The sequence below is a fragment of the Providencia alcalifaciens genome (genome assembly GCF_915403165.1).
Lineage (GTDB): Bacteria > Pseudomonadota > Gammaproteobacteria > Enterobacterales > Enterobacteriaceae > Providencia > Providencia alcalifaciens_C.
Window position 1 is genome coordinate 3,853,408 of the sequence record NZ_OU659204.1, and the last position, 26,640, is coordinate 3,880,047.

Consider the following 26,640-nt stretch of genomic DNA (forward strand, 5'->3'; position numbering starts at 1 on the left):
TTGGTACCCATGCGCCAAAGGCCTTTTTATATATCAGCCATATATTCCTATCTTATTTCGCCTAATATTCCCTACCAAAATCAATCTAACTGATAATTAACTTATTCACATTCACAAACAGTGATAAAATTAATGTCTCAAACATTTGGCGATATTTGCTTATGCGGGTTTACCACATACACTTATAAGTAAGAAATAGCTCAGACAATTCTTATAAATATTATATTTCAGTGATTACATCATTATTCGAGTAATTACCTTTTCCTTTGTCACATGTACGTGTTCTATTTATATATTAATAACATACATCAAGTTACTGCTGTGATTATCATTATTTTTTATACTATCTAGCCGCGAGCATGCTTTTTCTTGACTATCAGGTTAGCCCCTAAGTATAGATACCACTCAAACCAATATACCACCCAATGTGAAATTAATAATTTTTAATTGTGTCACATGCAAAGAAGTCACTTAATGGTTTCAAAAAAGTGATCAGAAGATTACTGGCAAAGCCGTGATTTTTAGGCGTCTCACACTGATAGTCACCCCGATACTTTAGTGCTATTATTAAGGGCTTTTGATTGATTGTGCTTACGGCGCGAGCCAACCTATACGGGAAGGCTATCATAAGCAGTGTTTGTTAATTGAGCGATTCTGTAAAAAATGCAGTATTTTCAATTAATAAACACTAAATTCTGAAATTCAATGGCGCTCTGGGACCCGATAACCCAGTGCGGTAGCTATGGGTTTATCCAGTAAATAAATCTTTAATAAATTATTTACCCATCAAAAAAATATACATATTATTTTGCAAAATATCTTAAGAAAATTAAAGAATAATCCCAATATATATAAAATCATTAGTAATAGTAGTTGGTTACTATTTGATAAATTTACTCGCATGGGATTAGGATTATTAGTCAGTGTTTGGATAGCTCGCTATTTAGGACCATCTCAATATGGTGAGTTAGCCTATGTTTTAGCATATCTAGCTTTTTTCCAATCAATATCAACTTTAGGTATGGATAGCCTAATAGTTCGGGATATTGCAAAAAATAAAAATATTGCAAATGAAGTTTTAGGTACCGCATTCACATTACGAGCTTCAACCGGTTTAATATGTTGGATACTAGCTATCATTGGTATGGGATTATTAAATGGCTGGAATAGCCAAAGTATCTATATTACAGCTCTAGCTGGAGCAACATTAGTTTTTCAATCAGCAGATACTGTTGATTTATGGTTTCAAAGCCAAAGCCAAAATAAACGCACTGTCATTGTAAAGCTTTCAGCTTACATAATAGCAAATGGTATTAAAGTTGTTTTAATACTTAATGAAGCACCATTATTAGCTTTTGCTGCTGTCATCACATTTGAAACAAGTGCTATTGCTTGCGGTCTTTTTTATGCATACAGAAAGTTTCCTTGCTCAAACTTATGGAATAGAACAAAGCAAAGAGCCATTACCTTGTTACATGAATCTTGGCCATTTATGATCAGTGGCTTGTCTATTGTTCTTTATATGAGAGTAGACCAGTTAATGATCAAAAATTATTTAGGTGATGCAGAGCTAGGTATTTACGCAGCAGTTCTTCCGTTGGCAACACTATGGCAATTTCTTCCTATGACACTATCTGTCAGCCTTGCCCCAATGGTAGCTCAAAGCAAAGCTCAGGGGGATGACCAGTTTTATAAAACACTGGGTTATATTTTCCGTATTTTTGCAATGCTTGGTTGGCTAATTTGTATTCCAATATCCATTTTATCTTACTTTATTGTGAATATATTATTTGGTGAAACTTATATTGCAGGTGCACCTGTATTATCAATAATTGTATTCACAAATTTATTTATAAATATGGGTGTAGCACAAAGCTTGTGGATAGTTAATGAAAGAAAATCAAAATTAAGCCTTTACAAAACACTTATGGGGGCAGTGGTATGCGTTACAGCAAATATAATTCTTATTCCATACTATGGAATAATTGGAGCTGCTATCAGTGCAGTATTAGCACAAGCTGTTTCAGCCATGCTTTCTAATATAATACTCAGTAAAAAAATCTTATATTTACAGTGTAAGAGTCTACTTTTAATTAAATGATCAGAAATCAATCATGAATCAATCTAACTTGGCTCCCGTTGTATTATTTGTTTATGGACGCCCTATTCATACACAACGAACTATCGATGCTTTATTGCAAAATCCAGAATCAAAGGATACTGATTTAATCGTTTATTCTGACGGACCAAAGCAACATAACGATACAGAAAAAGTAGAGTCCGTCAGAGAAGTAATTAAAAAAACATTAGGATTTAAAAGTATTAATTTAATAGAACGAACTGAAAATCTTGGTTTAGCTGCAAATATTATTGATGGTGTAACAAAAGTCTGTGAAGAATATGGAAAAGTGATTGTATTGGAAGATGATATCGAAACATCATCTACATTTTTAGAGTATATGAATAATGCTCTATGTTTTTATCAAAATGAATCTCGCATTATTAGCATTTCAGGTTACAGCTATCCTATAACTATTCCAGACAACTATAAAGATGACTTTTATTTCCTGCGAATTCCATTATGCTGGGGGTGGGCCACGTGGAATGACAGATGGAAATTATTTAATAAAAGTGACGCGACTATCAATAAGATACAACCTGAAGAAATAGTATATGTTAACTTTAATAATACTCTAGATTTTTATAGCCAGGCCACTGATAACATGAGTGGAAAATTAAATACATGGTTTATATTTTGGTATTTATCTTCCTTTATTAATAAAAAACTATCTGTTTTTCCAACCAAGAGCCTAGTAACTAATATTGGAAATGATGGTACTGGAGAAAACTGCGGTGATGATGAAAGACATTTAAATATTTCATATAACTTTCATATAAAATTAACTCATAAGGAAGTAGTCGAAAATAATGAAATCATCAAGAATCATGAAAATCTTTTTAAATCATTCAAATTATCTTTTTATCAAAAAATAATTAAAAAATTAAGAAAAATAGCACATGGGATTATTAGATAGGCTTTGCTGGCTTACCAGAGCACATACTCTGAGGAAAAAACATGATGGCTTTTATGCCAGTATAAAATCATATGCTTCCTCAGATTGTAAATTCTCCAACAATGTTAGACTATATGGTAAAACACAATTAGGAAATGTACAGGTTGGCTCTCATACTTATTTTGCAGGAACGATTTCAAGTAATGCAGTTATAGGAAAATATTGTAGTATAGGTCCAAATACACGGATTGGAGGGCTTGGGCTACATCCAACCAACTATATCAGTACACATCCAATATTTTATTCAACAAAGAAACAATCAGGAAAAACATTCGTAAAAATAGATCATTTTATCGAGTATAAAGAAACCATTATAGGTAATGATGTTTGGATTGGTGTTAACTGTGTTATTTTAGATGGCATCAAAGTGGGGAATGGCGTAATTATTGCTGCAGGTTCAATCGTAACGCAAGATATACCTGACTATGCCATTGTAGGTGGTGTGCCAGCAAGAATAATAAAATATCGCTATTCTGAGTCAGAAATTTTACTACTCAATCGTTTGAAATGGTGGAATTTATCTGACATTGAATTAAATGAAATGCAGCAAGACTTTAGAGATAATAATATTACTTCCATCTCTAAAAAAATTAGCGATTAAACTTTATTATTTATAATAACATTAGGCTAATATATGGAAAAAACATACAAAGATAATCCACCTTTAAATCCAAAATATCTATACCTCTATTATTTAGTGTTTTTCTTCTCTGGTTTTAATAGCTTAATTATCTTTTTAATATTAGCCTCCTTTACATTTATAGTAAATATAAACATATTTCTCAAAACGAAAATAAACCATCAAATACTATTTAGTATATTAATATTTTGCACATATATTTTGATTACATTTTTTATTGGCCATGATAGATTTTATATATCTAACCCATTAAATCCCATGCTAGTTATTTTAGCGAACTCTATTTTCCTTTGCATGATTTTATTTACTGTAAATGATGCTAAAAAGAAGCAATTGATAACTATGTATATAATAGGATTAGCAGCTCAATCACTCTTCATTGTTATCTATAATTATATTCAAGGTGGAAATTATGGATACGGTAATTTATTAAATCCATTCACTGGAAATAGAATGAACTCTCCTTCTATTAGTAATAGTTTAGCACTTTCTCTTTCACTAGCTCTCTATTATGTATTCAACTCAAAAAAAATCATTAGACTTACTTCTATATTTTTTACAATCTTAATTCTTGCATGTGGAATTTATCTTTCTGGAAGAACCTTTTTCTTTCTTTCATTAATAGCACTAACAGCTCTTCTAGTTAAGAATTTAAGAGTGAAAAACATAGCCTATTTTTTACTCTTAGTTATATTAGCCAGCCTAGCAATTATATACTTACTACCAGAAAACCTTAGTAAGCATCTTGAATTTACATTATCACGACTACATGAAGGAATAGAAAGTAATAGATTTAAGCATTATTATTATGGAATTACAACTTTACCTGACTATCCTTTCGGAGGATTCACCATTGATTTTTCTATCGAAAATACATTGTGGTTTCATAATATATTCCTTGATACTGCAAGAGTTGCAGGCTGGATACCGATGTTTTTATTAATATTATTCACCATTATGTCTTTAGCTCGATATTTTAAAATAAGAAAAGATAACTCAGCATTTTTTGGATTTTATGTTTTTCTTATAACTTTTATTATCATGCAGCAAGATGTTGTTCTAGAAGGGGAATATCGAATCCTAATCATATTCTTCATCTCGAGTCTTATGTTTATCCCTTCCCCTAAAAACAAAACTTGTTAAATATATGAAAATAACTATCATTACTATAAATTATAATAATACCCACGGATTAGAAAAAACAATAAAAAGCGTTATCCAGCAAACTGCTATTATAAATAGTGACTTTGAATACATAATTATAGATGGGGCATCAACTGATAACTCTCTAGAAGTCATATCTAAATATGGCATCAATTACATATCTGAACCTGACCATGGAATAAGTGATGCTTTTAATAAAGGAATAAGATTAGCCTCGGGAAAATATATTCTCATGCTAAACGCTGGGGATGAATTATTCGAAAATAACACTATTAGCAAGGTACTATCTTACATAGATAAAGATGAGTGTGAGTTGTATTATGGAGACGTTATCAATAGTGAAACCCATCAATTTGTTGGCCGAAAGACACAATATACATACCCAGATACCATTCCTCACCAAGGTGCTTTTGTTAAAAACAAGCATTGTAATGAATTAATGTATTCCACAAAATTCAAAATACGAATGGATTATGATTTCTTCTCACGCTTAATAAAAAGGAAAATAAAAATAAAAAAACTACCTTTTACTATAGCAAAGTATGAGGATGGTGGTGTATCTATGAATATAAAAAACCGCGTAACGTTTTATTTAGAGGCAATAAAAATTGACTTTAGAGATAAAAACATTTCAATTGCTTTCAATATTTTTCGCTATACATATCATAAAATAAGAGGTTTATTCTGATGGAAGAACAGTTTGAGGTTGTTTTAGTCGTTGCAGGTGATGATTTATATAAATTAAATATTGTCTGTGATAACTTAGTAAAGAATTCAAACCCATCAAAAATCAGCATAATTACGAATGATATTGAAAAAGCAAAAGAAATAATAGGTGGACAACAAGAAATAAAAATAATAGATGAAAAAACCATATTAAAACCATTTAATAACGAGCAACAGTCAAAATACAGCATTGCTGGTTTTCCCAAAAGGTATTTTTGGTATTACCAACAGTTCTTAAAGATGGCTTACTCCTATTACTGTGAAAGTCAATACTACTTAATTTGGGATGCAGATACTGTACTAACTAAAAGTATAGATTTTTTCAAGGAAGGTATCCCAATCTATACCCAAGGTAAAGAGCCTTTACATCCTGAATATAAGAGCACGTTTAATAACCTTTTCTCACAACCATATTTATCTAAAAATTCATTCATAGCTCAGCACATGATCATTGATAAAGACATAATGCAAGAGATCATTAACAAATTAGGCGGCATTAACTCTTTTCAAGACACAATCATTGATAGTCTATGTGGTAAAACACAAAGTCAATTTAGTGAGTATGAAACTTACTTTAACTATATCTTAGCTCTTAATAAACCACACCTTATTCTGAAGAGAAATTGGTTTCGTTATGGTGCAGCTCTTGTTGGATTTAATCCAAAAGATAAGGATATATCTAAATTATCTAAACATTATGATTACGTTGCTTTTGAAAAATTTGACGTTGGTTTTTTAAAAAAAATTAGAGCAAAATTAGTACACTTCCTCTCTATCTGGAATAGATAAATATGAATATTATATTTCAGCCATACTATTACTGGACAGGGCACTTTAAACAATACGCTGATTCATTATTGGGTAGCGATGATATTTTAATAAAATCGAAGAGAAATAAAAAATATTCTGGATTTATTTCTTATTGTTACTTTCGATTCTATTACTTCACAATAAATTTATTTAAATTAATAAAATACAAAAAAAATATTAATAATATTTTTATCTTGGATTTCGAACCAATATCAATCCTATTATTTAATGGATTAATATTTAAAAAAGAAATTCAATATATCATAACAATACATGCTATTGAAAAAAATGATTATAAGTCTACTTTTAAAAATAAAGTGGCAAAATTCCAACGTTTTGCTCTTAAATCCGCATTAGCTACTATAAATAAGAAATTTAATTGCAAGTTTGTAGTCCATACTCATGCTCATCAAACTCAATTAATTGATTTTTTGAAAACTGAAAATCTAAACATCAATGTAATTGAATATCCAGCACCTCAGCCTGTTTCATCGCCCAATTCACTAGTAAAATCATTCAATATATCCCCTAAAAGTTTACTTGTATTTGGAGCAATTAGAGCAGATAAAGGCCTATATGAATTTATTGAGTCAATACAAAAAGCTAACTTAGATGAATCTATAGAGATTATCTTCGCAGGTAAGGTAATGGACAATAGATTTGACTCTTACATTCCCCCTAAGAATGTTAAAATAATTAATAAATTTTTGACTGAGCCTGAGTTACATAACCTAGTTCAAAACTGCCACTTTTTTCTTGTTCCATATGCGAAAAATTATACTGGTGGGGCTGGCCCGGCAAAAGATGCAACATCTTATGGGAAACCCATCATAACAAGTAACTTGGCAATTTTTAATGAGTTCTCAAAAAATAGTTTTGTTTACACGATAAATGATGCTAATGACTTAAATAATATAATGAATAACATTACAGATGCTGAATATGATGCATCCTGTGTTGCATCCTTAGAATATTCAAAGCTTAATAACTGGTCAACATTCAGGGATAAGTATATTTCCCTATAATTCACATAATACTTTACAAGTACAGTAGCCCCATCCATATAAACGATTTTGGTATAACATATGAAAAAAGCATTAATTACTGGTATTACTGGTCAAGATGGTTCTTATTTAGCTGAATTTCTTCTAGAGAAAGGCTATCAAGTTCATGGACTTATCCGTAGAACTTCCCTATTTAATACTGAACGTATTGACTCTGTTGTTAATAATAGCGACAGCATTAAATTGCACTATGGTGATTTGACTGACACTTCAAACTTAATTCGCCTAGTCAAAGAAATTGAACCAGATGAAATTTATAACCTAGGCGCTATGTCTCATGTTGCAGTCTCTTTCGAATCCCCTGAATATACGGCGGATGTAGATGCAATTGGCACATTACGTTTACTTGAAGCTATTCGTATAAATGGGTTAGAGAAAAAAACTCGTTTTTATCAGGCTTCAACTTCTGAGCTGTACGGTGAAGTGCAAGAAATTCCACAGCGTGAAACGACACCATTCCATCCTCGCTCCCCTTACGCCGTAGCAAAGATGTACGCTTACTGGATCACAGTGAACTACCGTGAGTCATATGGCATGTATGCATGTAATGGCACACTCTTTAACCATGAGTCACCACGCCGAGGTGAAACCTTTGTAACACGCAAAATTACCCGTACTATCGCGAATATTTCTCAAGGGTTAGAGTCATGCTTATATCTAGGTAATATGGATGCACTCCGTGATTGGGGTCATGCAAAAGATTACGTTCGTATGCAGTGGATGATGTTACAGCAAGAACAAGCAGATGATTTTGTTATCGCGACGGGTAAACAAATTTCTGTACGTGAATTTGTGAGAATGTCAGCAAAAGAAGCGGGTATTGAACTTTCATTCACAGGCGAAGGTATTAATGAAATAGCTACTGTGACTAATGTTGATAAGTCAATAGCTCCACATGTTAATGTCGGCGATATCATTGTTCGTGTTAGCCCCAAATTCTTTAGACCTGCCGAAGTTGAAACATTATTAGGCGATCCATCAAAAGCGAAAGAAAAACTGGGATGGGTACCAGAGATCACCGTTGAAGAAATGTGTGCTGAAATGGTTGCTTCAGATATACAGAAAGCAAAACAACATGCCTTATTGAAGGCAAATGGTTTTGATGTCTCTATTTCTTTAGAAAACTAAGGATTATTACGTGAAAAAAAGAGTTTTTGTTGCTGGTCATAATGGTATGGTTGGCTCAGCAATAGCTAGGCAGCTTGCTAATCGTAATGATATTGAATTAATTACTAAATCACGTAATGAATTAGATCTGACGAATCAAGCTGATGTTGATAATTTTTTTGCTCACAATAAAATTGATGAAGTTTATTTAGCTGCTGCAAAAGTAGGCGGTATCCACGCTAATAATACTTATCCCGCAGATTTTATTTATCAAAATCTCATTATGGAATGTAATATTATAAATGCTGCCCATAAAAATAATGTTCAACATCTATTATTTTTAGGTTCTTCATGTATTTATCCTAAGCTTGCATCTCAACCAATGTCAGAAAATGCTCTTCTAACTGGCATTTTAGAAGCGACTAACGAGCCTTATGCTATTGCAAAAATTGCCGGTATAAAACTATGTGAATCCTATAATCGCCAATACGGTCGTGATTATCGCAGTGTTATGCCAACAAATTTATACGGTGAAAATGATAATTTTCATCCAGAGAACTCTCACGTTATTCCAGCATTAATGCGTCGTTTCCACGAAGCAAAGCTCAATAATGATGAGCAAGTCATTGTTTGGGGGACTGGTACCCCAATGCGTGAATTCCTTCACGTTGATGATATGGCCGCAGCATCTGTCTATGTCATGGAGCTTGATAACAAGACTTATCAAGACAATACCCAGCCAATGCTTTCTCATATCAACGTAGGTACAGGCGTCGACTGTACTATTCGTGAAATGGCAGAAACTATGGCAAAAGTTGTTGGTTTTGCCGGAAAAGTAGTCTTTGATAGCAGCAAACCGGATGGAACTCCACGTAAACTCATGGATGTTTCACGCTTGAAGGATCTAGGCTGGAGCTACTCTATTGAGTTAGAAGATGGTCTTGATAAAACTTACCAATGGTTTTTGCAAAATCAAAATAACTTCCGTAAATAATAGGTTGTTAATATGACGCAACGATTAGAATTAAATACGTTTAAAACGGTCGTTGCATCTACGCCCCTCGTTTCCATTGACTTGATTGTTTGCAATTCAAACAACCAAGCATTACTAGGATTACGTAATAACCGCCCGGCTCAAGGTTATTGGTTTGTTCCTGGAGGACGTATTTGCAAAGATGAAACGTTTGATGATGCATTCTGTCGCCTGACGCATGCAGAACTTGGTTTTTCTTACGATATAAACGAATCTATCTTTATTGGGCATTATCAGCATTTATATGCTGATAATTTTTCTGAAGACAATTTTTCAACTCACTATGTCGTACTGGGTTATTTAATTAAACAAGATATTGACCTCAATACATTACCACTAGAACAACATAATAATTATAAGTGGTGGGATATCAATGAGCTGCTTGCTTCAAGTGAAGTTCATGATAATACAAAGGCTTACTTTCTTAGTCATCACTTCAATTCACGGTAAATTATAATGTTATTGCCTGTTATTATGGCCGGAGGCTCTGGTAGTCGTTTATGGCCTCTTTCTCGTAGCTTATATCCAAAACAATTTATTAGCCTCACGAGCAAAAAAACGATGCTACAAGAGACTATTGCTCGCCTAAAAAATATAGAGCATCAGCCTCCATTACTTATTTGTAATGAAGAGCACCGGTTTATTGTTGCAGAACAACTGAGACAAGAGAATTTTAAACACAGTGGTATTATTTTAGAGCCCGTTGGACGTAACACAGGGCCAGCGATTGCATTAGCGGCAATTAAATCCATGCAAAATGGTGATGATCCTCTACTGCTTGTTTTAGCCGCAGATCATGTTATTCAAGACCATGCATCCTTCACAAAGAGCATTGAAAAGGCAATCACCTCCGCAGAACAAGGCGCTTTAATTACCTTTGGAATTGTTCCGACTGCTCCAGAAACAGGTTATGGCTATATTAAAAAAGGTAATTTAGTCAATGAATCCGCTTTCCAAGTTGAACGTTTCGTTGAAAAGCCTGATTTAAATACTGCTGAACAATATATTGCTAGCAATGAGTATCTTTGGAATAGCGGAATGTTTTTATTTAAAGCATCTTGCTATGTTAACGAGTTAAAGAAACACGCCCCTGAAATTCTATCCAGCTGTGAACTAGCCCTTAAAAATTCGCTTAGTGATTTAGACTTTACACGTATCAATGCCGAAATTTTTGAAGCCTGTCCAGAAGACTCCATTGACTATGCCGTTATGGAAAAAGCAGACAATGTCTTAGTTGTTCCAATGGATGCAGGATGGAGTGATGTTGGTTCATTCAGTTCACTTTGGGAAGTCTCTCCTAAAGATCAGCAGTCTAACGTGATCATTGGTGACGTTCTTACAGAAAATACTAGAAATAGTTATGTTTATTCGCAAAGTAAACTCGTCTCTACTGTTGGTGTTGATAACTTGGTTATTATTGAAACTAAAGATGCGGTTCTTGTTGCGAACAAAGATAATGTCCAAGATGTCAAAAGTATCGTTAATCAACTGAAACAAGCAGGCCGTAGTGAATGTGAGCAACACCGTGAAGCATATCGCCCATGGGGAACTCATGACGAAATTGCACAGGGGGAACGCTTTCACGTTAAACATTTGAAAGTCAAACCCGGTGAAAAAACCGCACTACAAATGCATTATCACCGAGCTGAGCACTGGGTAGTTGTACAAGGCACAGCTAAGGTTACTAACGGTGATAAAAGCTATATTTTAAGTGAGAACGAATCAACCTATATCCCTATAGGTTCACCTCATCGAATAGAAAATCCTGGAAAAATTGACCTTCATTTAATTGAAGTTCGTTCTGGAAATTATCTCGAAGAAGATGACATTGTTCGCATTAAAGAATATGGGTTAGATGACTAACCACCTAGACATTCTTAACGATGATATGATTATGAATAGTTATGATGTAATAAAAAAATCAGGTATTCAGTTTGGTACCAGTGGTGCCCGTGGTTTAGTGACTCAGTTTACTCATGAAGCCTGTGCAGCTTTCACCCACGCATTCCTAGCAAGCATCAAAAGTAAATTTAATTTTCGTCAAGTCGCTATCGCGATAGATAACCGCCCGAGTAGTGAATTTATTGCAGCAGCTTGTATTGACGCTATCCAGAAACACGGCTTTGAGCCGCTTTTCTATGGCGTTATCCCTACCCCAGCCCTTGCTTATACTGCGATGCAAAGTAATATTCCTTGCATTATGGTAACGGGTAGCCACATTCCTTTTGATAGAAACGGTTTAAAGTTTTATCGACCTGATGGTGAAATAACAAAGGCTGATGAACTTGAAATTCTGAACAGTAATGTAGAATTTGAACTCTCTCCTATCTTAGCTCCGTTATTACCCGTAAACACTCTCGCAACAGAGCAATACATTCAACGATATTGCTCTATCTTTGATGAAAAACTATTAACAGGAAAACGTATTGGTATTTATGAGCACTCAAGTGCTGGTCGAGATATTTATCCGGTTCTATTTAAGAAGCTAGGCGCCGAAGTTATTTCTTTGGAAAGAAGTGACATATTTGTTCCGATTGATACTGAAGCTGTTTCTGAAGAAGACAAAATCAGAGCACAGAACTGGTCTAAATTACACGGCTTTGATGCAATATTCTCAACGGATGGAGATGGTGACCGACCTCTAGTGGCTGATGAAAATGGTGTATGGCTACGAGGTGATATACTAGGTTTACTATGTTCATTAGAAATGGGTATTGAAGCACTAGCGATTCCGGTAAGTTGCAATACAATTATCTCAAAAGCAGAGCAGTTTAAATGTGTAAAGCAAACAAAAATTGGCTCACCTTATGTCATTGAAGAATTTACTAATTTAGCTCAAGACCATTCCAAAATCGCAGGCTTTGAAGCCAATGGTGGCTTCCTGCTTGGGTCAGACGTCCTAGTTAATAATAAACCACTCGCAGCACTACCAACCCGCGATGCTGTCTTACCATTCCTAATGTTATTATCAGCAGCAAAGAAAGTAGGTATCGCCTCTTTGGTTAATTTATTACCACAGCGCATCACTTTTAGTGACCGTATACAAAACTTTGCAACAGAAAAAAGCAAAAGCATCATTGAAAAAGCCACAAGTAATCCTGATAAATTATTGAACGATTTAGGCTTTAGCGATGCACGTATACTAGAAATCAACACTATTGATGGCTTAAGGATGACATTATCCAACGGTAATATTATCCATCTAAGACCTTCAGGTAATGCACCAGAATTAAGATGCTATGCTGAAGCAAATAGCGCTGAAATAGCGCAATCTACCGTCATTCAAGCATTACGCCAAATTCAAACATTTTCTGACTTCTAAAAATTGGTTACCACATGAAAATAGCAATCGCAGGTACCGGCTACGTCGGTCTGTCTAACGCCATGTTACTGTCCCAAAACCACGAAGTGGTGGCGGTCGATATCATTCCTGAAAAAGTGGCGATGCTTAACAATAAGCAATCTCCGATTATCGATACTGAAATCGAACAGTTTCTAACGGAAAAACAACTCAATTTCCGTGCAACAGAAGATAAAGTCGAAGCCTATACTGGCGCACAATACGTGATTGTGGCGACCCCGACAGACTACGACCCAAAAACTAACTACTTCAACACCAATTCTGTGGAATCCGTCATTCATGATGTGAACAAACTGAACCCGGAAGCGACCATTATCGTTAAATCCACTATTCCTGTGGGCTTTACGGAGCGTCTGCGTGAAGAGTTTGGTTACACCAACGTGATTTTCTCCCCAGAATTCTTACGTGAAGGTCGCGCGCTGTGGGATAACCTGTATCCGTCCCGTATCGTGGTGGGTGAGCGCTCTGAACGCGCACAAATTTTCGCTGACTTGCTGTTAGAAGGCGCGATTAAGAAAGATGTGCCAGTGCTGTTCACTGACGGCACTGAAGCCGAAGCGGTTAAACTGTTCGCCAACACCTTCTTAGCGATGCGTGTGGCGTACTTCAACGAATTAGACACTTATGCAGAAAGCCGTGGCTTGAATGCGCGTCAAATCATTGAAGGCGTCTCTTTAGACCCGCGTATCGGCAGCCACTACAATAACCCATCATTCGGTTATGGCGGCTATTGCTTACCTAAAGATACCAAGCAGTTACTGGCGAACTACGACGATGTGCCAAATAACTTGATTAACGCGATTGTCGAATCTAACCGTACTCGTAAAGACTTTATCTCGGATGCGATTATCGCTAAAGCGCCACGTAAAGTCGGTGTATATCGCTTAGTGATGAAAGCAGGCTCCGATAACTTCCGTGCCTCTGCGGTGCAGGGTGTGATGAAGCGTATCAAAGCGAAAGGGATTGAAGTGGTAGTTTACGAGCCAGTACTGAAAGAAGATGAATTCTTCCGCTCGAAAGTTATCCGTGATTTAGAAACGTTCAAAGCAGAAAGCGACATTATTCTGGCAAACCGTATGGTACCTGAACTGGATGATGTGGCGGATAAAGTCTCTACCCGTGACCTGTTTGGTAATGATTGATATGGTAACTACAGAAAATAACAAATTGGTATCTATTATAATGCCATGTTATAACTCTGAGAGATTCATCGTTGAGTCGATTAATTCTGTATTAGATCAAAGTTATAAATTTTTTGAACTAATTATTGTAAATGATGCATCAACTGATAATTCTGTAAGTTTAATTTCTTCTTATAAAGACTCACGGATAGTATTAATAAATTTAGAAAAAAATGAAGGTGTCTCCTCAGCAAGAAATAAAGGTTTATCTATTGCAAAAGGTGATTACATTGCTTTTATTGATAGCGATGATATATGGATATCAAATAAACTAGAAAAGCAAATTGAATTATTAAATAAAGACTGGGATGTAATATGTTCAAATTATTCTACATTTAATTTAAATGGATTAGTTAACACTCGATATGCCCCAGAAATAATAACATATAAAGATATGCTGCGGTCTTGTTTTATTGGTAACTTAACTGGAATATATCATGCAAAAAAAATAGGGAAATTTTACCAAAAAAATGTAGGGTCAGAAGATTATTTAATGTGGTTATCTGTACTAAAAAAAGCCGAAAAAGCATACTGTATACAAGAACCTTTAGCTAAATATCGCATTCACGAAACATCCTTGTCTAGTAATAAGGTAAAATCAATTAATTGGCAATGGAATATATACAGAAAAGAGCTCAAGCTAAACTTTATACAAAGTTTCTATTATCTTTGTTGTTATATTTTTCACGCATTAAAAAAAAGAATTTAATATTAAGAAAAAATAAGGTGAAATAATGAACAACCCTAGCATTTTAGTCACCGGCGGTCTTGGCTATATCGGTAGCCATACCTGCGTGCAAATGATCCAACAAGGTATTCAACCGATTATTTTAGATAATCTTCATAATGCCAACCTTGAAGTGCTTAATCGCATTGAAACCATCACGGGAACTAAACCGACATTTTATCAAGGTGATGTTCGTGATAAAGCCATTTTGGACACCATTTTTGCTCAGCACTCAATTAGCTCAGTGATCCACTTTGCGGGTTTAAAAGCTGTAGGTGAATCTGTTGAAAAACCAATTGAATACTATGATGTTAACGTTAATGGCACCTTAGTTTTAGTACAAAGCATGCGTCAGGCGGGTGTTAAAAGCTTAATCTTTAGCTCCTCTGCGACTGTGTATGGTGAGCCTGAACATACCCCGTTAACTGAAGAATCCTCTGTCGGAAATACTAATAGCCCATATGGCACGAGCAAATATATGGTTGAGCGTATTTTAACTGACCTCAGTTTCTCAGATAACGAATGGTCCATTTCCTTACTGCGCTATTTCAACCCAGTTGGTGCACATAATTCCGGCTTGATGGGTGAAGACCCTAATGGGATCCCAAATAACCTGACCCCGTTTATTGCACAAGTGGCAGTTGGTCGTCGTAAAGAACTTGCTGTATTTGGCGGGGATTATGCCACCAAAGACGGCACTGGCGTCCGCGATTATATCCATGTGATGGATTTAGCTGATGGGCATATTGCTGCATTAAATCACATGAACAAAGACTCAGGGCTTTACATCTATAATCTGGGTACAGGTACAGGAACTAGCGTACTGGAAGTGATTGCTGCTTTTGAAAAAGCTGTCGGTAAACCAATCCCTTATAAAATTGCCGAACGTCGTGCAGGAGATATTGCTGAATATTGGTCAACACCAGCAAAAGCAGAACGCGAACTTGGCTGGAAGGCTAAATATACTATTCAGGATATGGCTAATGATGTATGGCGCTGGCAATCTATGAACCCTAACGGTTATCAAAGCTAAATCATTCTTGATATAGCATCAATTAGGCGAGCCTCTAGCTCGCCTTTTTATTTTTTATTTCCTCAAATTCTATTCTCACCACACTATTAACCCACTCACTCCCTAGTTCGCTTCCGGTTATCCCCCAATCCTCCCTTATTCACAAAACATTCCCCCCATCAATATCATTTTTTATTTTATTATATTTTTATATAACATCGATTTTTGGATGAATTGTTTGGTTTTTTATTTAAAACTGAATTATTATCCCGCGTGAAGTTTATATTGCGTAACTTCGATTGCTAAAAATTACCATTATCCATCCTGATTTAGGGCGATTATCATGTTCAGTAAATTTTTCATAACTATCACAATGAGCCTCCTAATTTCTGGATGTCATCTCGCCCCGGGAACCTATATTTCCACATCAGGAAAGAGAGTTATTGATACTGGTGAGCAAGATATTAGCCAGCTTGTAGATATTTACCCTATCTCTCCTAAGTTGCTAGGCGAAATGCAAGTTGCCCCGGTGATTGCCAAATCTAATCCGCAACTTGAAGAGCAGCTAGCCAGTTATGACTATCGTGTTGGCGTGGGTGATGTGCTGGCAATCACCGTATGGAATCACCCTGAACTCACTATCCCTGCGGGCTCCTATCGCAGCGCTGCAGATTCAGGAAACTGGGTTCACGCAGATGGCACCATTTATTATCCCTATATTGGAAAAGTCCCCGTTCTCGGTAAAACAATCAGTGAAATCAGGAGATTAGTCAGTACCCGACTGGCCGCCTACCTTGAAGCACCACAAATCGATGTTAGCATTGCTGCCTTTCGCTCACAAAAAATCTATGTGTCTGGCGAAATTGCCAAACCGGGTTCCTTGCCCATCACCAATGTCCCTCTCACTATTTTGGAAGCCTTTAATACCGCAGGCGGGTTAACCCAAAAGGCGGACTGGGATAATGTGATCCTCACCCGCGGAGGGAAAGAGATAAAAATCTCGCTGCAATCGTTAATCCAATACGGCGATTTAACCCAAAACTACTTAATGCTATCCGGCGATGTTCTCTATGTTCCCCGTAATGATGCGCAAAAGGTCTTTGTGATGGGAGAAGTGGGGAAACCGTCAACATTGACTATCGACCGTGCAGGAATGAGCATCACTGAAGCGCTAAGTAAAGCCAATGGACTCAGCCAAACTACCGCAAGTGCGACAGGGATTTTTGTCATTCGGTCAACGCATAAATCCGCACCAACAGCGGGTTCTGAAGACGAGCAATCCCTTCCCAAGATGGCAACTATTTATCAGCTTGACCTCTCCGATGCGACGTCACTCGTAATGGGAACGGAATTTAAATTACGACCTTATGACCTTGTTTATGTGACAGCAGCGCCTATTGTTCGGTGGAACCGTTTAATCACCCAATTACTGCCAACCATCGCCTCATACAATCAGCTTGCCGAAGGGACTAAGCGTATTTATGCATGGTAATTTTATTTTTAATCAAATACTTATGTTCAATAATATTCTTATCGTGTGCATGGGGAACCTCTGCCGGTCACCCACCGCAGAGCGTTTAATGCAGGGGCTTTTCCCCCAAAAAAGGATCCACTCTGCAGGCCTGATTGCACTGGAAAATCAACCTGTTGATGCTCAAGCTCGCCATATAGCAAAAAGCCATCGCCTCTCTTTAGAGGAAAACCGTTCTCGTCGTTTGACAGAGCATTTATGTCAGATGGCAGATTTGATCCTCGTGATGGAAAACTGCCATACCCAAAAACTTTATCGGCAGTTTCCGCAAACCCGAGGCAAAGTCATGCTATTTGGTGAATGGTTGAATAAAACCGAAATCCCTGACCCTTATAAACATAGCGAGGAAATGTTTGAGCATGTTTATCAGCTTATGGAAAAAGCGGCCGAGTCATGGCAAGGAAAGATTTAGCCTCTATTAAACTTATTTAAAAACTAACCCTATGAACAAGACAGAAAAAAAACATTCGCCGAACGCCGATGAAATCGACTTACTCGCTATATTAAAAACACTGAAATCGAACACGCTAACGATAGCGGCGTTTACTATTGTCGCCATTTTAAGTGCCGGAGTGTATTGCTGGTTCGCTTCTCCTATTTACCAAGCGAATGCTACATTGCAGTACGATAAGGTAAACCAAGCATCACTATTAGAAAAAATGAATGATGGAATGCTTTTTGGCGGCAATAACGGGCAAATCGATTCAGAAATTGAAGTGATTAAATCCAGAATGGTGTTAGGCAAAACCGTGTCAGATTTGAATTTAGATATTCAAATTTTGCCTTCAAAGATATTCTCCAGATTTCTAAGTAATGCGCCCGTTGTTCATATTACAGAGTACCACTTACCCCCTGATTTAATCGGCCAATCCGCCACCTTAACCTTTTTAGATGGTCGCCAATATACGTTGGCTCTTGCCGACCAAATTTATCATGGGCAAATTGGCACCACGTTAAAGCAAGGGGAAATTCACTTATTGATTGATTCATATATCGCTCAAGGAGGGGAAAAAATTACCTTAATAAAGAATGATCGTTATTCTGCTATCGAGAATTTGCGGCACCGTCTCAGTATGAATGAAGCCAGTAAAGGCTCTGGCATCATTAACCTAACAATTAAAGGAACAAATCAACGAGACAATATCGAGATTTTGGATAATGTCATTCAGAATTATATTAACCAGAATAGAGAACATAGAAAACGAGCTACAAACAACACGTTGATTTTTTTAGATAACTACATACCAAAAGTAAAAAATAAGCTCGACCATTATGAAAATCAGTTAAATACGTTTCGTAAACAAAATGAGTCTATTGACCTAACGTTAGAGGCTAAATCCGCGCTTGAGAGTGCATTGCATGTAGAAGAAAAACTAAATGAGCTTACTTTTAAAGAAGTGGAGCTTCAACAACGATATACCCGTAGCCACCCGGCTTATCAATCCTTACTCGATAAACGCCAAAAGTTGCTACTCGAGAAAGAAAAATCCAGCAAAAACATTCAACAACTGCCAAACACTCAGCAGCAAATTATTCGTTTAACTCGCGATGTTGAATCCGAGCAAGCTATTTATAATCAGTTGGTGGCCAAGCAGCGCGAACTCAGCGTATTAAATTCAGGGATCACTGCCGATGTGCGAATTATTGACTCTGCGGAATCTTACCCCGTGGCCATCGCTCCCAAGAAAAGCTTAATCATGGCGCTAGCCTCCTTATTGGGTCTCGTGATGGGCAGCGCCTTTGTGATCGGAAAAGAGCTTCTCAATAATAAAATTAAGAACACGGAAGATCTCGAAGCGCTAGGCCTCCGTGTTTATGCCACCATTCCATTCTCGTTGGATGAAAAAAAATCACGGTATCGCGAGAGCAAAAAGCCCCTCGCGATTGAAAATCCAGCGGATATGGCAATAGAATCCATTCGTTCATTAAGAACAAGTGTCTATTTCTCCGTTATGAATCAAGACAATAATATTGTGATGGTGACAAGCTCATCACCAAATGTAGGAAAAAGTTTTATTACTGCGAATATGGCTATCGCCCTCGCCAACGCGGGTAAAAAAATTCTGCTTATCGATACTGATTTACGCAAAGGGCATATCCATAAAACATTTGGGTTAGAAAATAAATCTGGGCTTTCAGAATTCTTATCTCAACACAGGGAAAACCCGGTATCAATACACCAACAAGTTATTGAGAATTTAGACATTATTAGCCGAGGGAAAAGCACTACCCACTCTTCAGAACTGCTTATGAGCGAGCAATTTAAGCATTTATTAGACTCTGTTAAACATCAATATGACATGGTCCTGCTTGATACTGCGCCCATTTTTGCGATTACCGATCCGGCTATCATCGGGAAATATGCCGGTACATCACTTTTAGTTGCCTATTATGGCGTGAATACCGTTAAAGAAATTGAGCGCGCACTTAAGCATTTCAAACAAAATAATATTGAAATTACTGGCTCCATTCTTAATGGCATTGATGAAAAGTCTGACGACTATAGCTATGTTTATCAGTACTAATTATCTCTATCAGTACTAGCTATGTCTGCCAATACTCATAAAATGGCGAGCCACCCGCTCGCCTTTCACTCCCATTTCTACACAACTAATGCATCTTTCTAAATTTGCGCGTAAACTCTGCATCATCTTTTTTCATCCCGACCAATAGCCGTTAACGTTATGCCACATATTGTTTTATTCGAACCTGAAATCCCACCAAATACTGGGAACATCATCCGCTTATGCGCTAATACTGGCTTTAGTCTGCACCTGATCCATCCTCTCGGTTTTACTTGGGATGACAAACGCTTACGTCGCGCAGGGCTAGATTACAGCGAGTTTGCGGATATCAAACATCATCATGACTATTACGCATTCTTAGAAAGTGAAGGGTTAAATCCTGATAATAATCAGTCGCCAACAGGTGCTCGTGTATTTGCGTTGACTACCAAAGGTAAACCGAGCCACAGTAATGTGAGTTATCGGGAAGATGATTATTTGATGTTTGGACCAGAAACCCGCGGCCTACCGCCGTATGTTCTCGACAATATGCCTATCGAGCAGAAAATTCGTATCCCGATGCTAGCGGAAAGCCGCAGTATGAATCTTTCTAACTCAGTTGCCGTTGTGGTATTCGAAACTTGGCGTCAGCTTGGATATCCGGGTGCGCTGCTGAAAGACTAAAACAACAAAGGAGCTGTTTAAGCTCCTTTAGTTTCGAATCTTAATATTAGGCCTAATTATCTATTTCAATATTACGGACATCAGTTAATCCGTCTGAATGGCTATTATACGGATCGAGATTTTTAAGCAAATCCGCCTCCAAAAGGACAGATAGCCGTTTCTTACTTAGCTGAGAATCGCAGCACTGAAGTGGCTCAACAAATCGATCTGAACTCAAATCCTGAACTTTTTTCAACAACTAAATCCCATCCCCGCCTTCAAAACCATCAACGTTACCATTAAAGTTTTGATCCATCTCCAACGATGGCTTATCGCTTGTTGGCTTACCGACAATACGTGCAGGAACTCCCGCCACTGTGGTGTGAGGAGGAACTGGGTGCAGCACTACAGAGCCAGCGCCAATTTTTGCGCCGCGACCAATTTCAATATTGCCTAGAATTTTAGCGCCAGCGCCAATCATCACCCCTTCACGCACTTTAGGATGACGGTCGCCACAGGTTTTACCGGTACCGCCTAGCGTAACAGACTGAAGAATAGACACATCATTTTCAACAATCGCCGTCTCACCAATCACGATCCCCGTCGCGTGGTCGAGCATGATCCCGCAGCCAATACGGGCAGCAGGATGGATATCGACCCCAAAAGAGACTGATATTTGGTTTTGCAGATAAACGGCCAATGCTTTACGCCCTTCACCCCATAACCAATGCCCAATGCGATAGGCTTGTAGGGCGTGAAAACCTTTTAAATACAGCAGTGGTGTGGAATATTTATCAACCGCAGGGTCACGTAAACGGACAGCAGAAAGATCCATCGCCGCAGAAAAAATCATCTGCTCGTCATTACGATATGCTTCTTCCACAATTTCACGGACTTCCATTGCGGGCATAATCGGTGAACTCAACTTATTCGCCAACATATAGCTAAGTGCACTACCGAGGTTGTCATGCTTCAGTAATGTCGCGTTAAAAAAACTGGCAAGTAAAGGCTCACAGTCAGCAAGCGCCTTGGCTTCTTCCTTAATGTAACCCCAAATTCTATCCAGTTCTTCACGCGACATAATGACTCTCTTCTATATTATTGGCTTGGCAACTTAGGCATATCTGCAATTTCATCTTTAGTAGCACGTCCGAGCAATGCTTGGGAGGCTTCTAACACATTCTTATTGCAGTAGAGAATTTGATAAATCTGTTCTGTGATTGGCATTTCAACACCGGCACGCTCCGCAAGGGCTTTCACCTCTTTGGTATTACGATAGCCTTCAACCACTTGCCCAATCTCTTTTTCCGCCTCTTCCACACTGACACCATTTCCCAGCATCATACCGAAACGGCGGTTACGGGATTGGTTGTCGGTGCAGGTTAACACTAGGTCACCAAGTCCTGCCATACCCATAAATGTGGATGGGTCAGCGCCCAGTGATACACCTAAGCGGCTCATTTCAGCTAAGCCTCGTGTGATCAATGCCGTACGTGCGTTTGCACCAAAACCCATACCATCGGAGATCCCAGCACCAATCGCAATGACGTTTTTCACTGCGCCACCGAGTTGCACACCAATCATGTCAGGGTTTTTATAGACACGGAAACTTTTGCCGCAATGGAATAATTTTTGTAAATCATCACCAAATTGGCTATCGGATGCCGCGACTGAAATAGCCGTAGGGAGACCAGCAGCAAGCTCTTTTGCGAAGGTAGGGCCAGAAAGCACCGCCAGAGGAATTTCGTTTCCTAATACCTCACGCGCTACATCTTGCAACAAACGTCCGGTATCTCTCTCTAACCCTTTGGTTGCCCAAATAATGCGGGAGCCCGCTTTTAGATACGGTTTGATTTGCTTGAGCACATCACCAAATACATGGCTAGGTACCACAATCAAGATGTTCAGGCTCGCTTCAACGGCATTTTTTAAGTCCGTTTCGAGAGATAAACTATCAGGGAAAGAAACACCAGGTAAAAATGCCTGATTTCTACGTTCTTGGTTTAATTTACGAATGTGTGCTGGGTCATGTCCCCACAGCACCACCTGATGGCCATTACGTGCAAGAGTAATGGCTAAAGCGGTGCCGTACGAGCCGGCACCGATCACTGTCATTGAAGCAGTATTCATTAAGCGACCTTATTGAACTTCAGGGGTCTGCGCTTGTTCGCCTTGTTGCTGTTCTAAATAGCTCATGAACAGTGCATCAAAGTTAACTGGCGCTAAGTTCAATTGTGGGAAAGTACCACGGCCTACCATGTTCGTGATAGTTTCACGCGCATATGGGAACAGGATATTCGGGCAGTATGCACCTAAGCAATGTGCCATTTGAGTGCCTTCGATGCCATCAATAGAGAACACACCCGCTTGTTGAACTTCACACAGAAATGCAGTTTCTTCACCCAGAGTTGCGGTAGTTGTCACACGCAGAACAACTTCATACACACCTTCAGCTAATTGAGTTGAAGAAGTATCTAAATCTAATTTGATCTCTGGCTGCCACTCTTTTTGAAAGATTTGAGGTGCATTAGGTGCTTCAAATGAAACGTCTTTTGCGTAGATACGTTGAATTTGAAATACCATTTCTGAGTTGTTTTGTTCTGACATAATAATTACCTTACTTCCATATTAGAGTTTCGAGATATATTCAGTTGCCGGCACATCTTTTCAGTGCCGGATAATTACTTCTTACCACGAGCCAGTGGTAGGTTTTCACCCGCCCAACCAGCGATCCCTTCTTTCAGGACAAAGACTTTTTCAAAGCCATGATGAGCAAGCTGTTCAGCAGGTTTAGTTGCTTCCATTCCACTTGCAGAAACTATGATGACAGATTTCTGTTTATGTTTTTCCAGCTCACCCAAATTATTATCTTTAATTTCAGATGGTGTTAAGTTAATAGAATCAATAATATGCCCTTTGCGGAACTCCTCGCGAGTACGTAAGTCCACAATAACTGCTTCTTCTTTATTGATCATTGTAATCGCTTGAGTGCGCGCAATGACTTTAGTTTTAGAGAATAGGCTTCTGAAGGTCATCACGACCACGGCAACAAATAACACTATCCAAGTCAGACTAACAAACGTGTTACGACTGACAAATTGCATGATTTCTTGGATCATGGGGGGCAATTACTCCCGTTAGTTAAAAACGAATATCAAAGGGTTCAGAGTATACCTTTGTGCTGAGCTAATTACAGCCAGTTAGCGCAAACTAGAATGTCTTTTTTGCGAAAACACTCGCAGAGTTAACACCTTTTTTCTGAAAAAAAGAATTTTTTCTCAAAGCTGTACGCAGACATTTTAACATAAACATGCTCAGACTCGACTTTGACGCTAAATTAATTCCCATCTAAATAGAGTATAAACAGTAAAATTCAGTGATAATACGCCTATAATTTGGCTTAGTATCAAATGGTATAATAGCAATATTCTTAATTTTTAAGCGTTTTTATGACTATTTTTAAGAGAACACTGGAAAGCACGACTTGCAGATGAAATAATCAGTTATTGCATTTAATTGAGGTGATCTATCACAATGGCCCATACATCCCATCGAATAAAGACATTTTTTGTTCGTCAGGCAATGATCCCTGCCCTGCTTGGTTTAGGGTTATTCACTTTGGAGCCTTCTCACGTCGCGCTCGCGAATCAGATCACCGAAAACAAAGGTCAATTAAATGACCTACTAAAAAGCATTGCTGAAAAAGAAAAAAGCGTTAAAGAACAGCAAACTAAAAAAAGTAATCTCCTTTTGCAACTCAAAGAGCAAGAACAAAGTATTTCTGCAGCAAGCCGTGATTTGCACCTAACACAAAACCAATTAAAACAACTAGATAAAGAAATATCCTCCTTATCCAGCAATATCAGTCGGCTGCAAAAGAAAAAAAATGAACAAGAAAAACTGCTTGCTGAGCAGTTAGATGCCGCATTCCGACTTGGTAAACACCAAGGTTTATCGCTACTCTTAAAGGGTGAAGAAGGCCAACGAGAAGAACGAATTCTTGCGTATTATGGCTACCTCAACCAAGCTCGTGAAAAAAACATTCTTGATCTAGAAGAAACTACCAAAGAGTTGCACGAACAAAAACAATTAGAGCAAAAAAAGCAAGCTGAGCAGAAAACAACGCTCACACGCCAGCAGCAAGAAAAACAAAAGCTCGATAATGCGCAAGCTTCACGGCAAAAAACCTTAACCGTATTAGAAAGCTCATTAAAAGAAGATCAAAAAAACCTCGCCGTCTTAAAGCAGAACGAAGCCAGGCTACGCGACAAGATTGCTAAAGCAGAACGTGAAGCTAAAGCACGCGCCGAACGTGAAGCTCGTGAAGCCGCGCGTATTCGTGCTCAAGTTGCTGAAAAAGAGCGAAAAGCCAAACAGAAAGGTGCCACGTATAAGCCATCTGAAAGTGAGCAATCACTTATGTCTCGAACGGGTGGTTTAGGTCGCCCTGCTGGTCAAGCTATCTGGCCGGTACGCGGTTCCACCTTACATAATTATGGGGATGTGATCTCCAGCGAATTACGTTGGAAAGGTATGGTGATCGCAGCAAATGAAGGCACCCAAGTTAAGGCTATTGCGGATGGTCGCGTATTACTCGCTGACTGGCTTCAAGGTTACGGTTTGGTTGTTGTCGTTGAGCATGGTAAAGGGGATATGAGCCTGTATGGCTATAACCAAAGTGCGCTGGTGAATGTGGGGCAAGAAGTCCGCGCAGGCCAGCCAATTGCTTTAGTGGGAAGTAGTGGTGGTCAAGAACGCCCTGCACTTTACTTTGAAATTCGCCGACAAGGTAAGACTGTTAACCCTCGCCCGTGGCTAGGCAAGTAGCACAATAATCTTTCGCACTGCCTATAAAATGCTAGGCTATAAAAAGTTAGGAAAATAATTATGTTAAGACACTCGCCAATGAAATTACTGATTAGCCTGCTCCTTATCATGGTCAGCTCTCAGGCGAGTGCCGCCAAACTCGCTATTGTCATTGATGATTTTGGTTACCGAGCCAAAGAAGATAATCAAATCCTAGCGTTACCGGCCGCCATCAGTATTGCTATTTTACCTAACTCACCTCATGGTGCTGAAGTCGCGGCAACCGCCTATCAGCAAGGGCGGGATATTTTAATCCATATGCCCATGAAGCCATTGAGTAAGCAACCTCTTGAAAAAGATACTTTGGCACCCTCAATGAGTGCTGAAGAAGTTGACCGCATCATTAAAAATGCCATTAGCCGAGTTCCTCACGCTAAAGGAATGAATAACCATATGGGCAGCGAGATGACCTCCAGCCTTTCTGGAATGCGCAATGTGATGCGCTCACTGTCGCAATCGAACCTCTTTTTCTTAGATAGCGTCACGATTGGCAATACACAGGCATTGAATGCAGCCAAAGAATTTGGCGTTCCCTCAACGAAGCGCAATATTTTTATTGATAATCACCAATCTGAAGAAGAAACCCGTACACAGCTGAATAAAGCCATTGCTTACGCGCGTAAACATGGCAGCGCGGTGGCTATTGGTCACCCACATCCATCAACCGTGCGCGCCTTACAAAAATTTATGCCATTGGTTCCCGCTGATATTGAGCTTGTACCTGTCAGTACACTGGTCGGCTATCACCCAGCAACTGGCGAACCACGCAAAACTCTCAGAATGCAGCCTGAAGGCGTTAATCCAACACTGCCAGTAACAAAGCCCGAAACCAAAATGCCAAGCAAATCAGAGGTAAAACCTCATGAAGCAGCTAAAACAACGGCAGATTCTGATGATGCTACGCCAACTCTTGCAGAACCAGAAATGACTAACGATGCTGCGGAGCAACCTGAGAAAGTAGTTAGTCCCGCAGAATTAGGTATATGCGATATCGAACTGCCATCAACCCGTCTGCAAGGCATTGAGCTACTCATGTTTGTGGTCGAGGCCATTTATCAAGATAAAACCCTGCAGCCCCTGATTGCAGAAAAGAAAATACCGTAACGGGTAAGGCTAAAAATAAAAAAGGGTTTAAAGGCATTCGCCAATAAACCCTTTAAAACTAATAAATTAATTC

At 38.3% G+C, this 26,640-nt stretch carries 25 protein-coding genes; 21 read left to right on the forward strand and 4 right to left on the reverse strand.

Annotated features, from left to right (window positions below):
* Window positions 1–808 precede the first annotated feature (808 nt).
* From LDO73_RS17620 to trmL, 19 genes are all read left to right on the forward strand, one after another.
* On the forward strand, window positions 809–2,101 hold the full coding sequence (locus tag LDO73_RS17620; protein ID WP_224059587.1) for a flippase: 1,293 nt from the start codon (window positions 809–811) through the stop codon (window positions 2,099–2,101).
* A 13-nt stretch (window positions 2,102–2,114) separates the two neighbouring features.
* Window positions 2,115–3,035, forward strand: coding sequence for a glycosyltransferase (locus LDO73_RS17625; protein ID WP_224059588.1), 921 nt, complete (start codon window positions 2,115–2,117; stop codon window positions 3,033–3,035).
* Window positions 3,019–3,675: a CatB-related O-acetyltransferase gene (locus LDO73_RS17630; RefSeq protein ID WP_224059589.1), complete on the forward strand. Its 657-nt coding sequence runs from the start codon at window positions 3,019–3,021 to the stop codon at window positions 3,673–3,675. Before LDO73_RS17625 ends, LDO73_RS17630 begins: the two co-directional genes overlap by 17 nt.
* Window positions 3,676–3,708: 33 nt before the next feature.
* Window positions 3,709–4,857, forward strand: coding sequence for an O-antigen ligase family protein (locus LDO73_RS17635; RefSeq protein WP_224059590.1), 1,149 nt, complete (start codon window positions 3,709–3,711; stop codon window positions 4,855–4,857).
* A gap of 4 nt (window positions 4,858–4,861) precedes the next feature.
* On the forward strand, window positions 4,862–5,566 hold the full coding sequence (locus LDO73_RS17640; protein WP_224059591.1) for a glycosyltransferase: 705 nt from the start codon (window positions 4,862–4,864) through the stop codon (window positions 5,564–5,566).
* A complete protein-coding gene (locus LDO73_RS17645) occupies window positions 5,566–6,393 on the forward strand; it encodes a DUF6492 family protein (RefSeq protein ID WP_224059592.1) in 828 nt (275 codons plus the stop codon). The genes LDO73_RS17640 and LDO73_RS17645 overlap by 1 nt, the downstream gene beginning before the upstream one ends.
* Window positions 6,394–6,395: 2 nt before the next feature.
* Window positions 6,396–7,439, forward strand: coding sequence for a glycosyltransferase (locus LDO73_RS17650; RefSeq protein ID WP_224059593.1), 1,044 nt, complete (start codon window positions 6,396–6,398; stop codon window positions 7,437–7,439).
* Between the two features lie 60 nt (window positions 7,440–7,499).
* Window positions 7,500–8,606, forward strand: coding sequence for a GDP-mannose 4,6-dehydratase (gmd, locus tag LDO73_RS17655; RefSeq protein ID WP_224059594.1), 1,107 nt, complete (start codon window positions 7,500–7,502; stop codon window positions 8,604–8,606).
* Window positions 8,607–8,616: 10 nt separating this feature from the next.
* Window positions 8,617–9,579 carry a GDP-L-fucose synthase gene (gene fcl / locus LDO73_RS17660; protein WP_224059595.1) on the forward strand — a complete coding sequence of 321 codons (963 nt, stop codon included), beginning with the start codon at window positions 8,617–8,619 and terminating at the stop codon, window positions 9,577–9,579.
* Between the two features lie 12 nt (window positions 9,580–9,591).
* A complete protein-coding gene (locus LDO73_RS17665) occupies window positions 9,592–10,068 on the forward strand; it encodes a GDP-mannose mannosyl hydrolase (protein WP_224059596.1) in 477 nt (158 codons plus the stop codon).
* Window positions 10,069–10,074: 6 nt separating this feature from the next.
* Window positions 10,075–11,481: a mannose-1-phosphate guanylyltransferase/mannose-6-phosphate isomerase gene (locus LDO73_RS17670; protein WP_224059597.1), complete on the forward strand. Its 1,407-nt coding sequence runs from the start codon at window positions 10,075–10,077 to the stop codon at window positions 11,479–11,481.
* Between the two features lie 25 nt (window positions 11,482–11,506).
* Window positions 11,507–12,940: a phosphomannomutase gene (locus LDO73_RS17675; protein ID WP_224061220.1), complete on the forward strand. Its 1,434-nt coding sequence runs from the start codon at window positions 11,507–11,509 to the stop codon at window positions 12,938–12,940.
* 14 nt (window positions 12,941–12,954) lie between these two features.
* Window positions 12,955–14,121 (forward strand): nucleotide sugar dehydrogenase, encoded by a 1,167-nt coding sequence (locus LDO73_RS17680; protein ID WP_224059598.1) that lies wholly within the window; start codon window positions 12,955–12,957, stop codon window positions 14,119–14,121.
* 1 nt (window position 14,122) lies between these two features.
* Window positions 14,123–14,869 (forward strand): glycosyltransferase family 2 protein, encoded by a 747-nt coding sequence (locus tag LDO73_RS17685; protein ID WP_224059599.1) that lies wholly within the window; start codon window positions 14,123–14,125, stop codon window positions 14,867–14,869.
* 25 nt (window positions 14,870–14,894) lie between these two features.
* Window positions 14,895–15,920 carry a UDP-glucose 4-epimerase GalE gene (gene galE / locus LDO73_RS17690; protein WP_224059600.1) on the forward strand — a complete coding sequence of 342 codons (1,026 nt, stop codon included), beginning with the start codon at window positions 14,895–14,897 and terminating at the stop codon, window positions 15,918–15,920.
* Window positions 15,921–16,242: 322 nt separating this feature from the next.
* Entirely contained in the window at window positions 16,243–17,391 is a 1,149-nt protein-coding gene (locus LDO73_RS17695) for a polysaccharide export protein (RefSeq protein WP_282560705.1), read from the forward strand.
* Window positions 17,392–17,413: 22 nt separating this feature from the next.
* The gene (locus LDO73_RS17700; RefSeq protein ID WP_224059601.1) at window positions 17,414–17,842 is read left to right on the forward strand and encodes a protein tyrosine phosphatase; all 429 of its coding nucleotides are present in this window, start codon (window positions 17,414–17,416) and stop codon (window positions 17,840–17,842) included.
* 31 nt (window positions 17,843–17,873) lie between these two features.
* On the forward strand, window positions 17,874–19,955 hold the full coding sequence (locus LDO73_RS17705) for a polysaccharide biosynthesis tyrosine autokinase (protein ID WP_224059602.1): 2,082 nt from the start codon (window positions 17,874–17,876) through the stop codon (window positions 19,953–19,955).
* A 159-nt stretch (window positions 19,956–20,114) separates the two neighbouring features.
* Window positions 20,115–20,618: a tRNA (uridine(34)/cytosine(34)/5-carboxymethylaminomethyluridine(34)-2'-O)-methyltransferase TrmL gene (trmL, locus tag LDO73_RS17710; protein WP_006660558.1), complete on the forward strand. Its 504-nt coding sequence runs from the start codon at window positions 20,115–20,117 to the stop codon at window positions 20,616–20,618.
* 238 nt (window positions 20,619–20,856) lie between these two features.
* Here the strand turns inward: trmL and cysE are convergent, their stop codons facing one another.
* The 4 genes from cysE to LDO73_RS17730 all read right to left on the reverse strand — a co-directional run bounded on the left by cysE (window position 20,857) and on the right by LDO73_RS17730 (window position 23,713).
* The gene (cysE, locus tag LDO73_RS17715; RefSeq protein ID WP_036950776.1) at window positions 20,857–21,678 is read right to left on the reverse strand and encodes a serine O-acetyltransferase; all 822 of its coding nucleotides are present in this window, start codon (window positions 21,676–21,678) and stop codon (window positions 20,857–20,859) included.
* A gap of 17 nt (window positions 21,679–21,695) precedes the next feature.
* Window positions 21,696–22,727, reverse strand: a complete 1,032-nt coding sequence (gene gpsA / locus LDO73_RS17720; RefSeq protein WP_224059603.1) for an NAD(P)H-dependent glycerol-3-phosphate dehydrogenase — start codon at window positions 22,725–22,727, stop codon at window positions 21,696–21,698.
* A gap of 9 nt (window positions 22,728–22,736) precedes the next feature.
* Window positions 22,737–23,204, reverse strand: a complete 468-nt coding sequence (secB, locus tag LDO73_RS17725) for a protein-export chaperone SecB (RefSeq protein WP_154599576.1) — start codon at window positions 23,202–23,204, stop codon at window positions 22,737–22,739.
* 74 nt (window positions 23,205–23,278) lie between these two features.
* Window positions 23,279–23,713 (reverse strand): rhodanese-like domain-containing protein, encoded by a 435-nt coding sequence (locus tag LDO73_RS17730; RefSeq protein ID WP_224061222.1) that lies wholly within the window; start codon window positions 23,711–23,713, stop codon window positions 23,279–23,281.
* Window positions 23,714–24,131: 418 nt separating this feature from the next.
* On the opposite strand from LDO73_RS17730, the gene envC reads away from it, so the two are divergent.
* Window positions 24,132–25,424 carry a murein hydrolase activator EnvC gene (gene envC / locus LDO73_RS17735; protein ID WP_224059604.1) on the forward strand — a complete coding sequence of 431 codons (1,293 nt, stop codon included), beginning with the start codon at window positions 24,132–24,134 and terminating at the stop codon, window positions 25,422–25,424.
* Between the two features lie 60 nt (window positions 25,425–25,484).
* A complete protein-coding gene (locus tag LDO73_RS17740; protein ID WP_224059605.1) occupies window positions 25,485–26,567 on the forward strand; it encodes a divergent polysaccharide deacetylase family protein in 1,083 nt (360 codons plus the stop codon).
* Window positions 26,568–26,640 lie beyond the last annotated feature (73 nt).

Coding starts and splice junctions, on each gene's coding strand:
- LDO73_RS17675 (WP_224061220.1), top strand. CDS start 11,507: ATGATTATGAATAGTTATGATGTAATAAAAAAATCAGGTATTCAGTTT.
- gpsA (WP_224059603.1), bottom strand. CDS start 22,727: ATGAATACTGCTTCAATGACAGTGATCGGTGCCGGCTCGTACGGCACC.
- LDO73_RS17665 (WP_224059596.1), top strand. CDS start 9,592: ATGACGCAACGATTAGAATTAAATACGTTTAAAACGGTCGTTGCATCT.
- LDO73_RS17705 (WP_224059602.1), top strand. CDS start 17,874: ATGAACAAGACAGAAAAAAAACATTCGCCGAACGCCGATGAAATCGAC.
- LDO73_RS17670 (WP_224059597.1), top strand. CDS start 10,075: ATGTTATTGCCTGTTATTATGGCCGGAGGCTCTGGTAGTCGTTTATGG.
- secB (WP_154599576.1), bottom strand. CDS start 23,204: ATGTCAGAACAAAACAACTCAGAAATGGTATTTCAAATTCAACGTATC.
- LDO73_RS17625 (WP_224059588.1), top strand. CDS start 2,115: ATGAATCAATCTAACTTGGCTCCCGTTGTATTATTTGTTTATGGACGC.
- LDO73_RS17630 (WP_224059589.1), top strand. CDS start 3,019: ATGGGATTATTAGATAGGCTTTGCTGGCTTACCAGAGCACATACTCTG.
- LDO73_RS17680 (WP_224059598.1), top strand. CDS start 12,955: ATGAAAATAGCAATCGCAGGTACCGGCTACGTCGGTCTGTCTAACGCC.
- LDO73_RS17700 (WP_224059601.1), top strand. CDS start 17,414: ATGTTCAATAATATTCTTATCGTGTGCATGGGGAACCTCTGCCGGTCA.
- cysE (WP_036950776.1), bottom strand. CDS start 21,678: ATGTCGCGTGAAGAACTGGATAGAATTTGGGGTTACATTAAGGAAGAA.
- LDO73_RS17685 (WP_224059599.1), top strand. CDS start 14,123: ATGGTAACTACAGAAAATAACAAATTGGTATCTATTATAATGCCATGT.
- galE (WP_224059600.1), top strand. CDS start 14,895: ATGAACAACCCTAGCATTTTAGTCACCGGCGGTCTTGGCTATATCGGT.
- gmd (WP_224059594.1), top strand. CDS start 7,500: ATGAAAAAAGCATTAATTACTGGTATTACTGGTCAAGATGGTTCTTAT.
- LDO73_RS17635 (WP_224059590.1), top strand. CDS start 3,709: ATGGAAAAAACATACAAAGATAATCCACCTTTAAATCCAAAATATCTA.
- LDO73_RS17695 (WP_282560705.1), top strand. CDS start 16,243: ATGTTCAGTAAATTTTTCATAACTATCACAATGAGCCTCCTAATTTCT.
- trmL (WP_006660558.1), top strand. CDS start 20,115: ATGCCACATATTGTTTTATTCGAACCTGAAATCCCACCAAATACTGGG.
- envC (WP_224059604.1), top strand. CDS start 24,132: ATGGCCCATACATCCCATCGAATAAAGACATTTTTTGTTCGTCAGGCA.
- LDO73_RS17645 (WP_224059592.1), top strand. CDS start 5,566: ATGGAAGAACAGTTTGAGGTTGTTTTAGTCGTTGCAGGTGATGATTTA.
- LDO73_RS17650 (WP_224059593.1), top strand. CDS start 6,396: ATGAATATTATATTTCAGCCATACTATTACTGGACAGGGCACTTTAAA.
- LDO73_RS17640 (WP_224059591.1), top strand. CDS start 4,862: ATGAAAATAACTATCATTACTATAAATTATAATAATACCCACGGATTA.
- LDO73_RS17740 (WP_224059605.1), top strand. CDS start 25,485: ATGTTAAGACACTCGCCAATGAAATTACTGATTAGCCTGCTCCTTATC.